Consider the following 13,243-nt stretch of genomic DNA (forward strand, 5'->3'; position numbering starts at 1 on the left):
CAAGTGATCCGAACAGCCCCGCAAGCGAATAAGGCATGACGGTGATGACCTGATCCATCGTCCGGCCGCTCAAGGAACCGACGGTCCACAGACGCACCGCATCAAGTGTCGTCTGGTCGAAGATCAGAATTGCCGTAGTAAGCGAGGTGAGGAATGTCGCGACCACCGCTCCAGCCAGCACCATGATCAGCGGGGTCGCGCCCACACGCCCGATAGAACCAATGACGAAAACGCAGAACGCGGCAAAAGCTGCGCCGCCAAAGGCATACCAGACCAGCGCGTCGCCCGAAACGCCGATGATCGACAGGCTGGCCACGACTGCGAAAGCGGCGCCGGCATTGATGCCGAGCAGACCCGGCGAAGCCAGAGGGTTTTTCGTCACGGCCTGCATGATTGCGCCTGAGACGGCCAGGCCCGCTCCGGCGATCATGGCCGCTGCGACGCGTGGCAAGCGCAGCAACATCACGACGAGATGATCACGCGAGCCGTCAAAGCGAAAGATTGCAGAGAGCACCGTCGACGGTAAGAGGGGTGCAGGGCCAGCGATTACTGCCAGCATTGCGGAAAACAGCAGGCCAGCGATGGCGAGCAGAAGCAGGACCGCGCAGAAAAATTCCGCACGGCGAGGATGTATCGGTCTTTCCGCATTCGATAGTCCGCGAAACGATGTCACGGCTTATCCAGCAGATATTGCTCGATGTCATCGAGAACTTTGTTGGCGGAGCCGATGCCGTTGAAGCTCATCCATGTTTCGCGCTTGACCCGGTGGGCGTTTCCGGATGCGACTGCCGGCAACATTTGCCAAAAGGGGTTGCTGGTCGTGCGGTCGGCAAGCGCATCGTCCATGGTTGTGTCATATCTGCCGGCAACGACGTAAAGCAGGATGTCCCCGTCCAGTAGGGCGAGGTCCTCCCATTCGGGCCGTTTGAAGACCGTATTGTCCTCAGTCGTTTCGTACGCACTCCGTTTTACGCCGGCATCACGGAGAACCTCATAAGGCGCATAGGCGGCTGGACCGTCAAGATAGACATGAAAGCCGCTGGGCGTTACCCGCAATACCGATACCGTATGGGACGCAGTTTTATCTCTGATGGCGGCAACACGTTTTTCGTAGCTGGCCAGCATCCCTGCCGCCTCGTCACTTTTTCCCGAAAGGAGCGCCAATGTGCGGAAATGGTCTTTCCAGTTCTTTGCGTCGATAAGCGCGGTCGGCGCAATCTTGGCGAAGTTCTGGTAGGATTGGCCGTGCAGGGCGGCGTCCCCGACAATCAGATCCGGTTTCAGGGCCACGATGCGCTCGAGACTCGGCTGCCGGGCTTCGCCAATATCGGAGACCGTCGCCTTGTCGGCTTTCTCCTTAAGCTCGTGGTCCTGAACGGACATAAGCGGTGCGCCGACCAAAGGCAGGCCGAGTTCAAGCGCCATTCCAAGATTATAGAAAGGATCGAGCACAACGATCCTGCGGGGCGTGTCCGGCACGCAGATCGGTGCGCCATACACGCCTGTTGTGAGGGACCGGCCCGAACATTGCGCCGAAGCGCCGGAGGCAAAAAGTCCCATCAGCAAGATGAGAAACGACCGCAGGATCATTCACTACTCCAGAAATGGAAGCCTGCGCGGCATGGGAGCCGCGCAGGAAACGCATCAGAATTTGACCTTGAGGTTCAGGCCGACGTTTCGGCGCTCACCGAGCGTGGCGGCAATATTGTTGTCGTTATAGACAAAATATTTCTCGTCCAGAAGGTTCTGCGCAAAGGCGTTGAGTTCCCACCTTTCGGTCTTGTAGCCCGCCTGCAGGTTCACGATCCAACGGCTGTCGAGATAATCGTGCGGCAGGCTGCCCAGACGGGCCAGATAGCTCGAGGTATATTTGGCGTCCGCGCCGATATAGACGCCATTATCGAACGTGTAGCGAGCGCCGAGACCCAGCGACCACTCCGGCGCTTCCGGGAACGGCAGGCCGGACAGATTGCCCAGGTTCAAATCGTTGAAGTTCTTGAATTCGGTATGGACGTAGCCGAGCGATGCGAAGGTTTCGAGGTTGTCAGTGACCTTGAACGCTGGCTCGAACTCGAAGCCCCATGCTTCCGACGACGCGGCGTTGATGATGCGCCGGCTCAGCAGATCCGTCGGATCGAACTGCATCAGAACCTGCTGGTTAGAGTATTTGGTGAGGAACACGTTTGAATTCACGGTCAGCCGGTCATCCATGAACGAGCCCTTGTAGAAAATCTCGTAGGTCGATGCCTCCTCGGGTTTATAGCTATAGGCCGTACGCTGATACGAATCGTAGCTCGCCCCCCCTGTCCGGAAGCCCTGGGAATAGGTAACCCCAACCGTCTGTGTGTCAGTCAGCTCTTTCGAAAGGCCGATTTTCGGTACGAAATTGACCTCGCTGAAGGATGCGGCATAGTCCGTCATCACGGTCGTCCTGCCGCCAAGAGGCTGGGTGCGTACCAGATTTTGCGTTATGTCCTGATCCGTGTAGTCCAGCCGGCCGCCGAGGGTAATTTTCCATGTTGGAACGAATTCGTAGGTCGCCTCTCCGAACAGGGCGGCGTTGAACGATTTCTGCGTATTGCGCTGGACCTGGTTACGCCTGACAGTGGCGGTCAGCGGAATGGTGCGGTCATAGAAATTTTTCTCGTCTTCATAGGAAAAATAGACGCCGCCGACCCAGTCCCATTTGTCACCTTCATAATTGAGGCGCACTTCCTGGGAGGCGATCCATTCCTTGTAGTAGCCGTGATAGGTGTCAATCTCGCCCGGAGTTCCGTAATTGACTGAAAGACGATCGGCATCGGAATAGCTGAAGGCGGAAAGTGAGGTCAGCTTTAACTCGTCTGAAAAATCATGTGTTACCTCCAACCCAACATTATGCACATCGGTTGGGCGATATTCTATGTAGGCCGGAATGAGGTAGTCGCCGCGTTTCTGGTCGAAGCTGAAGGGAATGGAGCCTTTGGGGCCGCCAATATCGCGAACGGCGGGGTTGTCGTGTGAAAACGAATAGCTGAGAAGCGCGCGCGTCTCCGGCATCTCCGCCGGTTCAAACAGGACCTTTCCTCGGACCTGATAATAAAAGTCGTGCGTGAACTCGTTATAGTTCTCATAACGCTCGAATGTCGGGTAATTGATATCGTTCTTGCTACGCTGAATCTCACCAGACATGCGAATGGCGATCTGATCGTCCACCAGCGGCGTATTGAACATGAAGCCAGTGCCGTAAAGATTGCCGGTGGCGATTGTGGTCGACAGCTCCGCCTCTTTTTCGAAGGTGGGATCCTTGGTCTTTATGTAAATGGCGCCGGCCATGGCAGCGCGGCCCGACAGGGTGGACTGCGGGCCGCGATAGACTTCGACCTGCTCCACGTCAAACAGCCCGCGTGCCCCGCGGCGTGCCCCACGCACCGTCTGCTGGACGCCGTCGATGTAAAGTGTCGCCAGAGGCGCGCCGCCGGGAACAAGACCTTCCGAGCTGACACCACGAATGATGAAGCCGGCATCGGCCCAGTCGCCGTCCATGACGTTTGCCATGCGACGGAAGCTATCGCGGAAACTTCTGATCTGACCGTCGGCGATCTGTTCTGCGTTGACGATGCCGATGCTCGAGGATGCGCTTGCAAGCGTCGTGGCGTTGCGTGAACCGTAAATCGTTATGGCCTGCAACTGAGTCGTGCCGTCGGCACCGACGGCTGCGGCATCTGCAGGAGCCGCCGCAAGGCTGAGGGCGATCTGGTTCTGGCCGGCAAACCGCGACTGGACACCAGTCCCTGCAAGCACTGCGCTGAGCGCCTGGGAAGGTGTGAGATTGCCGCTGGCGCCGTTAGACATTTTGCCATTCGCAATCGAACCATCAAAGATGATCTGCAGGCCGGTTTGCGTGGCGAGCTGATTGAGCGCGGAGGTAAGCGGCCCGGCGGCAATCGAAATCTGTCGCGGCGAGGCACTTGCCTGGCCGGTGCCTTGCGCTGCGGCCGGCACATGCATAGCCAAAGCAGAAACCGACGTTGCAAGCAGCATCGCCACCCATCCAGCCAGACCGGTTCGAGCCGTTCTGCCGTTAATTCCCTTGCATTCCATTGAAGCCCCCGCTCCCGCGCACTTGATAAGCGTTTCAGACAAAAGGCGGCAATATCCGCCCACTCATGCTGAAGACGAACAGGGAAGGGACTATGGGACTCTCAAGTCGAAATAAATTTATGAAAAATAATAATTTTACTTCAGGCAGAAATGGGCACGCATTTCCTGTAGCAGACAGGCGTCCCGTTCATCGCTCGACTTCAATACGCAGGTCGGGCACTTTTCCGCACCTTTAACGGTATAGTACCGGCAGCATCCGCCACGCGCGCGAAACGTGTAGGTGAATGGTTCCTTCAATGCGCTGTCGTGCAGGGTGAGGTCAAAATACCCCAGCTGGCGGTTGTTCAGCGGCGATCCTTGTACCTTGACGATCGCCATTGCTGTTGCAATTGCATCGGCGAGACAGCCGAACCGTCTTCCAACGTCGAGAAATCTGCCGGCGATGGCGTCTCCCACCAGCCGCCACTGCGCATTCTTCGAAAAGCCGGTTCTTTTTGCCAATGCTTCCACCAGCAGATGGAAATGTTGCTCGACGCCCATCCTGAAATGCTCGCACAGGCCTGCGTGGTCCGTGACCGTCGAATGCGGCCCGTCATCCCGATCCGCAAAAATCTGCGGCGACAACAGCCTCACGCGGGCACGCCGCACTGTCATCGGCTCCCCGTCATGCTCGCCATGATAGGTATAGAACTGCAGCGAAAAGGCATCAGGCGACATATCAGGCACGATGCCGCGGCTAACCAGCAACGGCACGGTGGCCATGAAGAAGATGTAGCAATAGTCGCTCATCAGAAATGCGGCGCGGCTTTTGAGATCTACGCCGGGATCGAACGACCCCTCATAATCCAGGAATTCCTGCAATGCCGAAGGGCTGGAAAACAGTTCGGCAGCGGTTGTCCAGCCGTGAAGCAATGCGCCGGTGCTGCACGGCACTTCGGGCCACATGGTCTGCTGGAGAACGGTCGCTTCCGTCAGAATATCGCTGGCTTCGGGGACGCCGGCAGTTTCATGATGTCTCATCGTCTGCCGCATCCATCAGGTTCGCATCTCAAATCAGGCTCATGCCTCTCTCGCTGAAATAGCCCTTGCCTGCACCGCATCGGTTTGCCAAAGCTGGCCCAGTTTGCCGATGAAGTGCGCAAACGCTTGCGGGGCAAGCATATGCGACCCTTCGATCCGATGCATGGTGACACCGAGAAACGGAACATGCGAATTTCCTCTCGTAGTTTAGACGAACAGGATCGGCTCTTTAGGACTTGTCATGAAAAATATTGATGGACACCGGTGTTGGGGCGCTGGCGTTTAAGGTTGATCGTCGCTGCCGAAAACCGTGATGACTGTTTTAGTGGAAGAGGAGAATGATGATGATCTCGATTGTCAATTCTGCGATAGAAGCAAAAGAGCTTCTTCCGAAAAGAGATGCGCAAAAGTGGATGGTATGACCGAATTTGAAAATGTTTGATAAGGGTGAGGCCGACGCAGGTATTGTCGTTGCAATCCCTGTCTCCGAAATTCTTGCGGTTTACGATGCGGCTGCGCTTCTCAATGACGTCGAGTGGGCCCAAGCGCAGCGTTTCCATAAGTTGGAGGATAGTCTCCGTTTTCAAGGAGCGCATGTCCTCAAGCGCTTACTGGTCGGTGCGGCCGTCGGAATGGAAACCGCAGACCTTCATTTTTCGCGCGCAGCGGGTGGCAAGCCTTTCCTGGTAAACGCCGGCCCTCTGGATTTTAATCTCTCGCATGGCGGCAACTGGGTTGTCGTAGCGTTTTCGCGGTCGGGTCGTATTGGTGTTGATGTCGAATCCGAGAGGGAGGAAGATTTCTGGAAGGAAATTACCTCAGCTTTCCACGCGCCAATGGATGCGAAAAACGTCGGATTTTTGAAGATGTGGACCGCGAAGGAGGCCGCTGTCAAAGCCAATGGGGCAGGTCTCGTGATTCCGCTCTCGGAGGTTGTGATCGACACAGAAGATTCCGAGACCTTTATCGCGGCACTTCCGATTGAACGTTTATATGGACGATGGCGTCAACTTGATGCGACTCATGTTCTGGCCGTGGCTACTGAAAAGAATCCACCCGCGATTTGTGTATGTACCAGCGTCAGCATCTTAAAGCGTATTTTGGAGGTGATTTGAATTTCGTATCTCCTGTTCCCGGCATCTGAGCCGAAGTCAGGCAGAAATTCCACTTCTTCCTCCGTTCAAATTTCCCGAGCCAGCTCTGTTCAGCAGACCGACGTTTTTCTGAGCGCTTCCGACCAGACTGCATAGCCTGCTGCATTCAGATGAACCAGATCTGGCAAATAATAACGGAACATCGGCAGACCATTTTCACCGATGAGGCCGGCGTTCGGATCAAGCCATGTCGTGCGTTCGCGACCGTTGCACCAGTTGCGTGCCGTCTGGTTGAAAAGATCGAATTCATGGCGGTAAATCCAGCGCGCCGGACTGTGCTTGATCGCCACAACAAACACGTCCGCCTGCGGGAGGGCTCGAGAGACACTGTCGCGCAAATCCTGCAGGTGCCGAAACGTCGTCTGAGCCTTGAGGCCGTCACTGGCAATATCGTTTTCGCCGAAATAAAGCACCACTCTGCCTGGCTTTAAGGGAACCAGGAGCTGGTGCAGGTAGTGGCTGGCGGAGAGGTAGGTGCCGCCGCCAAATCCCAGATTGACGATATCCAGCGAGCCGAGATCCTCGGTGACGGAGCTCCAGATTCGAAACGAGGATGAGCCATAAAAGGCGATCGGATTTTCTGGAAGGCCGATGCGCTGAAGGCGGGCAAGAACGGCAAGGACATCGTTTTCGTGACGGCTGGTGCCGATATTGGCTGGGAAGTCGTACATGGTGGTCCTAAAAACATGTGGCTTGAAAGCCGGATGCCGCTATTTGCGCATCCGGCGCCCGGCAGAGGTTACGAAATCGCTTGGCGCAGGACAGCCAAGGCACCCTTCGTGAGAGCATCGTCCGCACCCATGGATGTCTTGAGCCCGAACACATCTGCGGCAACCAGATAGAGATCGTTCAGCCCGTCATTGCCGACGATAGCTGCCTCGTCTCCTTCCGCATACCATCCCGCCTCACGGGCCTGCCTAAACTCCTGCCCGATGACCAGTCCCCGAACATAGGAGCGCAGCTGATCCGGCGAAAGCCGGCCGGCAAGCCCGCCGGTTCGCGCCGAAAACATGAGCGACAGCATGGCGGCGGATCGTTTTGCCTCTTTCAGACCCCAAAGATAGGCCTCCGGATCATCGACCGGCGGCTGCGTTGAACCGCGCGCGATGAAGGAATGATTAATGAGCAGGTTGAAGATTTCACCGGTCACGAATGTCTGGAAGCCGTCGATCCGCCCCGCCTTCACCCGCGCCCATTTGCTATGGGTTCCGGGGATGATGAGGGTGGCGTCCTCACCAAGGCCGCGGCCGACGATCTGAGTTTCTTCGCCGCGCATTACATCCGGAAACGGCTGGCGGGCGGGGTCGTTGAGACCCGGCAGGAAGACGAGATCGGAACCGTTCGGCAGCGACCTGCGCACAGTGCCGGCGGCAAGTTCCGTCGGGCCTGCCGGGCACGGCACATAAGCGACTTCGACCCAGCCGTTGCGGCTGGTGATCATGCCGAGGGCGGCGACGGGCAGGGGCCCGTGGCGCGAGAACCAGGGTGCGAGTGCCGCCATCAACGCCGCCTCGTGCTCACCCTTGCCAAGGCTCGAAATACCGTCGGCGGTCTCCAGATGATCGAGTTCTTCTCCGCCTTCACCGACAAGCGCCGCCCTCAGTGATGTCGTTCCCCAATCAACGATGATCGATGTCGCTGTTGCAGCCATGTCTTGAACCTCCTCGTTCATTTCATCTTGGGGCTTGTCATAGGGTGCGAGTCTATGTAGTGTCAATTAGTGAATTCAATGTATCAAAATATGATACTTAATTGGGAGGAGAAAGATGGTGGCTGGCCTCAAGGGGATTTTGCCTGTTCTGCCCACGCCGTTTCTGGCGGGTGGCGGCATTGACGAAGCAGGTATGAAGCGGCTGGTGGTCTTTGCGCTCGACAAGGGCGTGGATGGTGTCGTGTTTCCCGGTTTCGCCAGCGAGGTGGAGGCTTTGAATGCCGCCGAGCGCGCAACGCTGCTGAAGATCGTCGTGGATGCGGTGGCCGGTCGGGTGCCGGTCGTGGCCGGCGCCAGTGCGGCCGACTGGCGTGAGGTGGTCGAGCACGGACGGACGGCATCGGCGCTCGGCATTCGCCACCTGATGGTGCAGCCACCCAAATCGGTCGGCACAGATGCGGCGGCGCTGATCGAATTCCTCGGCCGGATCGTTGAGGCACTGCCCGAGGTTGAAATCATCCTGCAGAATGCGCCTGCGCCGCGCGGCTCCGACCTCTCGCCGCAGGCGATCGTGGAAATCGTGCGGGCGTTGCCGCAGGTGACCTATGTCAAGGAAGAGACCCTTCCGGCCGGCCCGGCCATCAGCCATATCATCGCCCATGCGCCTTCGACCCTGAAGGGCGTCATCGGTGGCGGCGGCGCGCGTTATATTCTCGACGAATATGCCCGAGGTGCTACGGCAGCCATGCCGGCGCTGGAGATCGCCGAGGAACATGTGGCCATCGACCGGGCGCTTGTTGCCGGGCGGCGGGAAGAGGCTCGCCGGATCTATGTCCGCACCCTGCCGCTTCTGGTGTTGCAGGCAGTCTATCGCATGCGGCTGACCAAATATGTGCTCGCCCGTCGCGGCGTGATCGAAGGCGTCGGCGTGCGTGCGCCGACACCCGAGCTTGATGCGGCGGCCCTTGCCGATATTGACGCCAATCTGGTCGAGCTTGGCCTTGTTGCCGCGGAGGCCGCATGAACAGCCCCATCGCAACCGTCGAAGTCTTTACGCTGACCCAGCCGCGCAAGGTTCCCTATCTCGGCGCGCTCAGGGAAGGCGAGGTGGTCAATCCCAACGGCTACATCGTGCGCAAGGGCAATCGTACGGTCTATCCCACCTTCGACCGCAGCGTGCTGGTGCGCATGACCACCGGGGCCGGCACTGTCGGCTGGGGCGAGACCTATGGCATCGTCGCCCCCGGCGCGGTCGCCGCCCTCATTAATGATCTTCTCGCCGGTTTCGTGATCGGCCGCGATGCGTCCGATCCTTCGGCTGTTTATGACGACCTTTACGACATGATGCGGGTACGTGGTTATACCGGCGGCTTTTATGTCGATGCGCTTGCCGCGCTTGATATCGCGCTATGGGACATTGCCGGGCAGGAAGCCGGAAAATCCATCCGCGACCTTCTCGGCGGCGGGGTCGACAGCTTCTCGGCCTATGTTTCAGGCCTGCCCGAAAAGACACTGAAAGCGCGCGGGGAATTGGCGAAATATTGGCAGGATCGCGGTTTTGATGCTTTCAAATTCGCAACGCCGGTGGCTGACGATGGCCCGGCGGCGGAAATCGCCAATCTGCGGCAGGTGCTTGGGCCTCAGGCGAAGATTGCCGCCGACATGCACTGGAACCAGACGCCGGAGCGGGCGCTGGAACTCATTGCCGAAATGAAACCCTCCGACCCGTGGTTTGCCGAAGCGCCGGTCTGGACGGAGGATATCGCAGGGCTGGAAAAGGTTTCGAAGGGAACAGACGTCCCGATCGCTGTTGGTGAGGAATGGCGCACCCATTGGGACATGCGCGCCCGCATCGAACGCTGCCGCATCGCGATCGTGCAGCCGGAAATGGGCCACAAGGGCATTACCAATTTCATCCGCATCGGCGCTCTTGCCGCCGAGCACGGCATTGACGTGATCCCGCACGCAACAGTCGGTGCGGGTATCTTCCTTGCTGCGAGCCTGCAGGCGTCGTCGACATTGCCGACCCTGAAGGGTCACGAGTTTCAGCACTCGATTTTCGAGCCCAATCGCCGCCTGCTCGCCGGCGACATGGATTGCCGCGAAGGCAGATACTACCTGCCCTCCGGACCCGGACTTGGCGTCAAGCCGTCGGAGGCGGCGCTCGCCCTTATTGAACGTATCTGAACTGGTTTTCTGGAGGAGGAACCCATGACCAAAAGAATAAGAAAGCTGGCGCTTGGCACAGCGACCGCGATGCTGATGACCATGGGCGGATTTGCTCCCGCCATGGCCGATACCGTTTTGAAATTCATCTCCTGGCAGACGGACGATGCCGGCACGGGCGAATGGTGGCGCTCCGCCATCGCCGCCTTCGAGAAACGGCATCCGGGCGTGAAAATCGAATTCACCAAGGCCGAGCGCAGCTCCTACGCCGACACGATGACGACACTCTTTGCGGCCAACCAGCCGCCGCAGATCGTGCATCTGGCGTCCTTCGAATTTCAAATGTTTGCCGATAGCGGCTGGCTCGAGCCTCTCGACCCGTGGCTGAAGAAGGACGGCATCGACATGACGGGCTGGGCCGGTCAGCAGAAATGCGAATGGAATGGCGAAACCGTCTGCATCATGACCAACTATTTCGGTTTCGTGATGGCCTACAACAAGAAGATTTTGGAAGAGGCGGGCGTCGCGGTTCCGAAGACCTATGACGAGTTCCTGGCCGCTGCCAAAGCGACGACCAAGGATCTGAACGGCGATGGCATTATCGACCAGTTTGGTACAGGCCATGAAACCAAGGGTGGTCCGGGGCAATATCTGACGGAAATGCTGAACTACATCCTCGACGCCGGCGCCTACTGGACCGACAAGGACGGCAACATCACCATCGACACGCCACAGATGGTGGAGGGGTTGACCCGCTGGAAGACTGTGATGAAGAGCGGGATCAGTCCGGTGGACATGAGCGCCAGCGACGTGCGCAAGCTGTTTGCCGATGGCAAGATGGCCATGCGGCTAGATGGACCGTGGCTTTATGGCACGACCGAAAAGGGTTCGGCCAAGAGTGACATCGTTTATGTCGCGCCGCCGCTTCATCCGCCGCTTGGCGGGTCTTCCAACGTGCTTGCCATGCCGGCAGATATTCCCGACGACCAGAAGGCATTGGTCTGGGATTTCATCAAGCTGACGATGACGCCGGAATTCCAGCGCAGCTATGCCACCCTTGGCGGCAACACCCCGCCAAGCCCGAAGGCCGACGTCTCGGGTGTTGAAAAGACCATCCCTCATTTTCCGGTGCTGATCGAGACGATGAAGGCCGCGTCGGAAGCCGGTATCGACCGCATTCCGACCGGGCTTGAGCTTTTCTACAACGAGTTCAGCAAGATGGTGATGGAAGAAAGCCAGCGGATGATCATTCAGGATCTCGATCCGGCGGAGGTGGCGAAAACCATGCAGGCAAAGGCCGAAGCCATCAAGGGTTGATCCCCCATTGTCCTGATCCCGTTGTCCTGCCATGGCCCGTAAAGGGCCATGGCCATCATTCGCATCCGGCAGGAGGACCATCCATGACCGAACCCGTTCGGGCTGGGCGTCGCAAGTTCTTCGATCTTGCGCGTCCCAGCCGGCAACATCTCCTCGGCTATATTCTGATCGCGCCCGCGGTCCTGATGGTTGCCGCCATCATCGTCTGGCCGCTCGTGCTGGCCGTTGACCTGTCGTTCCAGCAGGTCAAGATACCAAGGCTTGGCGGCGCCAGCCGGCCGTTTTCGCTGAGCAATTACACCTGGCTGTTCTCGTCGCCGGAATTCTGGCTGGCCTGCTGGGTAACGCTAAAGCTGGTCATCGTCGTTACCGCCGGCAGCGTCGCGGTTGGCCTCAGCACGGCGCTTCTGGCCAATAACCGTTTCAAGGGCCGCACCGTCGCACGGCTGGGAATGGCGCTGCCCTGGGCCGTGCCGGAAATCATCGCGGTCGTCATCTTTGCGTGGATGTTCGACACTTCCTTCGGCCTGTTCGGCTGGCTGGCGATCAAGCTCGGTTTTACCGACCAGATGATCCCGTGGGTCAGCAGTTCCACGGCCGCCTTCTGGGCCGTGGCGATCACCATGGTATGGAAAGGTTTTCCTTTCGTCTCGATCATGTGTCTGGCTGGCCTGCAGTCCATCCCCGCCGATTATTATGCGGCGGCGAAGGTCGATGGTGCGAGTGTGTGGCAGCGCTTCCGCTGGATCACCATGCCGCTTTTGATGCCGGTGCTGGGCGTGACGCTGGTGCTGACGCTGCTTTGGGTATTCCGCGACTTTTCCATCATCAAGGTTCTGACCGGCGGCGGGCCGCTGCGTTCAACCCAGACACTGTCGATCATGACCTATGACCAGGCCTTCCAGTATCACAATTTCGGTCGTGCCGCCGCCGTGGGCGTGCTGACACTGGTGATCTGCATCGTCGCGAGCCTCCTGATGCTCGGCCGGCGTTCGAAATCGATCTATTGAGGAGGCTTTGATGAAACGGACATTTTTACAGAGCCTTGCCCTTTACGCGACTGTGATTTTCACGCTGGTGATGATCCTGTTCCCGGTCTACTGGCTGCTGGTCACGGCACTTTCCACCACCGATGAGCTTTACCGCCTGCCGCCGACCTTCTGGCCGAACGATCCGCAGTGGGACATCTTCGCCCGTGTCTGGGCGGCAAAACCGATCCTGCTGTGGCTTTGGAATTCCATGCTGGCGGCTATCGGCTCGGTGGCGCTGTCGATGCTGGTTTCGGTCAGCGCCGGTTATGCGCTGTCGCGTTATTCCATGCGGGGTGGCGCGACCATGGGTCTCTTCGTCCTGACGGCGAAGATGCTGCCCGCGACGCTGCTGGTCATTCCCCTGTTTTCGATCTTTTCCAGCTTCGGCCTGATCGGCAGCCTGTGGACGCTGGTTCTGGCGCATTCGACAATGATCATTCCTTTCGCCACATGGATGCTGAAAGGCTATTTCGACACCATTCCGAAAGAGTTGGAACAGGCTGCCATGGTCGACGGCTGCTCGCCGATCGGCGCGATGGTGCGCGTCGTGCTTCCCATCGCCACGCCGGGGCTTGCCGCCACTGCACTTTATGCCTTCGTGCTCAGCTGGGCAGACTATGCCTATGCGCGCACCTTCCTCGTCAACTCGCCGGACAACTGGACGGCCAATCTCGGCATCACCACGATGCAGGGCGAATATGTCACCTACTGGAACGACATCTCCGCCGCATCCGTGTTCATCGCGCTGCCGATCATCGCAATCTACCTGTTCCTTGAACGTTATTTGGTCGGCGGCCTCACCGCTGGCGCGGAGAAATAAG

Annotated in this window: 12 protein-coding genes; 6 read left to right on the top strand and 6 right to left on the bottom strand. The window is 58.4% G+C overall.

What is annotated here, in order from left to right; all coding sequences use genetic code 11:
• The 4 genes from AGR7B_RS20835 to AGR7B_RS20850 form a co-directional block, all read right to left on the bottom strand.
• Nucleotides 1–673, bottom strand: a 673-nt coding sequence (locus AGR7B_RS20835) for a FecCD family ABC transporter permease (RefSeq protein ID WP_162934217.1), incomplete at its 3' end; no start/stop codon positions are given.
• A complete protein-coding gene (locus tag AGR7B_RS20840; protein ID WP_245317730.1) occupies nt 670–1,425 on the bottom strand; it encodes an iron-siderophore ABC transporter substrate-binding protein in 756 nt (251 codons plus the stop codon). The genes AGR7B_RS20840 and AGR7B_RS20835, both read right to left, overlap by 4 nt.
• A 219-nt stretch (nt 1,426–1,644) precedes the next feature.
• Complete coding sequence (locus tag AGR7B_RS20845; RefSeq protein WP_245317731.1) at nt 1,645–4,023, bottom strand: TonB-dependent receptor; 2,379 nt, start codon at nt 4,021–4,023, stop codon at nt 1,645–1,647.
• A gap of 195 nt (nt 4,024–4,218) precedes the next feature.
• Nucleotides 4,219–5,103, bottom strand: a complete 885-nt coding sequence (locus AGR7B_RS20850) for a (2Fe-2S)-binding protein (RefSeq protein ID WP_245317732.1) — start codon at nt 5,101–5,103, stop codon at nt 4,219–4,221.
• 434 nt (nt 5,104–5,537) lie between these two features.
• Here AGR7B_RS20850 and AGR7B_RS20855 point away from each other — a divergent pair, with 434 nt between their 5' ends.
• A complete protein-coding gene (locus AGR7B_RS20855) occupies nt 5,538–6,218 on the top strand; it encodes a 4'-phosphopantetheinyl transferase family protein (protein WP_080857760.1) in 681 nt (226 codons plus the stop codon).
• 89 nt (nt 6,219–6,307) lie between these two features.
• Here AGR7B_RS20855 and AGR7B_RS20860 read toward each other — a convergent pair whose 3' ends face one another.
• Both AGR7B_RS20860 and AGR7B_RS20865 read right to left on the bottom strand, forming a co-directional pair.
• Entirely contained in the window at nt 6,308–6,928 is a 621-nt protein-coding gene (locus AGR7B_RS20860) for a GDSL-type esterase/lipase family protein (protein ID WP_121490444.1), read from the bottom strand.
• Between the two features lie 68 nt (nt 6,929–6,996).
• Nucleotides 6,997–7,908: a 2-dehydro-3-deoxygalactonokinase gene (locus tag AGR7B_RS20865; protein WP_080858193.1), complete on the bottom strand. Its 912-nt coding sequence runs from the start codon at nt 7,906–7,908 to the stop codon at nt 6,997–6,999.
• 115 nt (nt 7,909–8,023) lie between these two features.
• Between AGR7B_RS20865 and AGR7B_RS20870 the strand changes: the two genes are divergently transcribed.
• The 5 genes from AGR7B_RS20870 to AGR7B_RS20890 all read left to right on the top strand — a co-directional run bounded on the left by AGR7B_RS20870 (nt 8,024) and on the right by AGR7B_RS20890 (nt 13,242).
• Nucleotides 8,024–8,932 (top strand): dihydrodipicolinate synthase family protein, encoded by a 909-nt coding sequence (locus AGR7B_RS20870; protein ID WP_080857761.1) that lies wholly within the window; start codon nt 8,024–8,026, stop codon nt 8,930–8,932.
• The gene (locus tag AGR7B_RS20875) at nt 8,929–10,095 is read left to right on the top strand and encodes a mandelate racemase/muconate lactonizing enzyme family protein (RefSeq protein ID WP_080857762.1); all 1,167 of its coding nucleotides are present in this window, start codon (nt 8,929–8,931) and stop codon (nt 10,093–10,095) included. Before AGR7B_RS20870 ends, AGR7B_RS20875 begins: the two co-directional genes overlap by 4 nt.
• A 24-nt stretch (nt 10,096–10,119) precedes the next feature.
• A complete protein-coding gene (locus AGR7B_RS20880) occupies nt 10,120–11,391 on the top strand; it encodes an ABC transporter substrate-binding protein (RefSeq protein WP_080857763.1) in 1,272 nt (423 codons plus the stop codon).
• An 83-nt stretch (nt 11,392–11,474) separates the two neighbouring features.
• The gene (locus tag AGR7B_RS20885; RefSeq protein ID WP_065116467.1) at nt 11,475–12,401 is read left to right on the top strand and encodes a carbohydrate ABC transporter permease; all 927 of its coding nucleotides are present in this window, start codon (nt 11,475–11,477) and stop codon (nt 12,399–12,401) included.
• A gap of 10 nt (nt 12,402–12,411) precedes the next feature.
• The gene (locus AGR7B_RS20890; RefSeq protein ID WP_078052903.1) at nt 12,412–13,242 is read left to right on the top strand and encodes a carbohydrate ABC transporter permease; all 831 of its coding nucleotides are present in this window, start codon (nt 12,412–12,414) and stop codon (nt 13,240–13,242) included.
• Nucleotide 13,243 lies beyond the last annotated feature (1 nt).

The organism is Agrobacterium deltaense RV3 (genome assembly GCF_900013505.1).
In the GTDB taxonomy this organism is placed as follows: domain Bacteria; phylum Pseudomonadota; class Alphaproteobacteria; order Rhizobiales; family Rhizobiaceae; genus Agrobacterium; species Agrobacterium leguminum.

Excerpts from the sequence above, each read along its gene's own strand:
- AGR7B_RS20875 (WP_080857762.1), top strand. The coding sequence starts at position 8,929 with ATGAACAGCCCCATCGCAACCGTCGAAGTCTTTACGCTGACCCAGCCG.
- AGR7B_RS20890 (WP_078052903.1), top strand. The coding sequence starts at position 12,412 with ATGAAACGGACATTTTTACAGAGCCTTGCCCTTTACGCGACTGTGATT.
- AGR7B_RS20855 (WP_080857760.1), top strand. The coding sequence starts at position 5,538 with ATGTTTGATAAGGGTGAGGCCGACGCAGGTATTGTCGTTGCAATCCCT.
- AGR7B_RS20885 (WP_065116467.1), top strand. The coding sequence starts at position 11,475 with ATGACCGAACCCGTTCGGGCTGGGCGTCGCAAGTTCTTCGATCTTGCG.
- AGR7B_RS20860 (WP_121490444.1), bottom strand. The coding sequence starts at position 6,928 with ATGTACGACTTCCCAGCCAATATCGGCACCAGCCGTCACGAAAACGAT.
- AGR7B_RS20840 (WP_245317730.1), bottom strand. The coding sequence starts at position 1,425 with ATGGCGCTTGAACTCGGCCTGCCTTTGGTCGGCGCACCGCTTATGTCC.
- AGR7B_RS20865 (WP_080858193.1), bottom strand. The coding sequence starts at position 7,908 with ATGGCTGCAACAGCGACATCGATCATCGTTGATTGGGGAACGACATCA.
- AGR7B_RS20845 (WP_245317731.1), bottom strand. The coding sequence starts at position 4,023 with ATGCTGCTTGCAACGTCGGTTTCTGCTTTGGCTATGCATGTGCCGGCC.
- AGR7B_RS20870 (WP_080857761.1), top strand. The coding sequence starts at position 8,024 with ATGGTGGCTGGCCTCAAGGGGATTTTGCCTGTTCTGCCCACGCCGTTT.
- AGR7B_RS20850 (WP_245317732.1), bottom strand. The coding sequence starts at position 5,103 with ATGAGACATCATGAAACTGCCGGCGTCCCCGAAGCCAGCGATATTCTG.
- AGR7B_RS20880 (WP_080857763.1), top strand. The coding sequence starts at position 10,120 with ATGACCAAAAGAATAAGAAAGCTGGCGCTTGGCACAGCGACCGCGATG.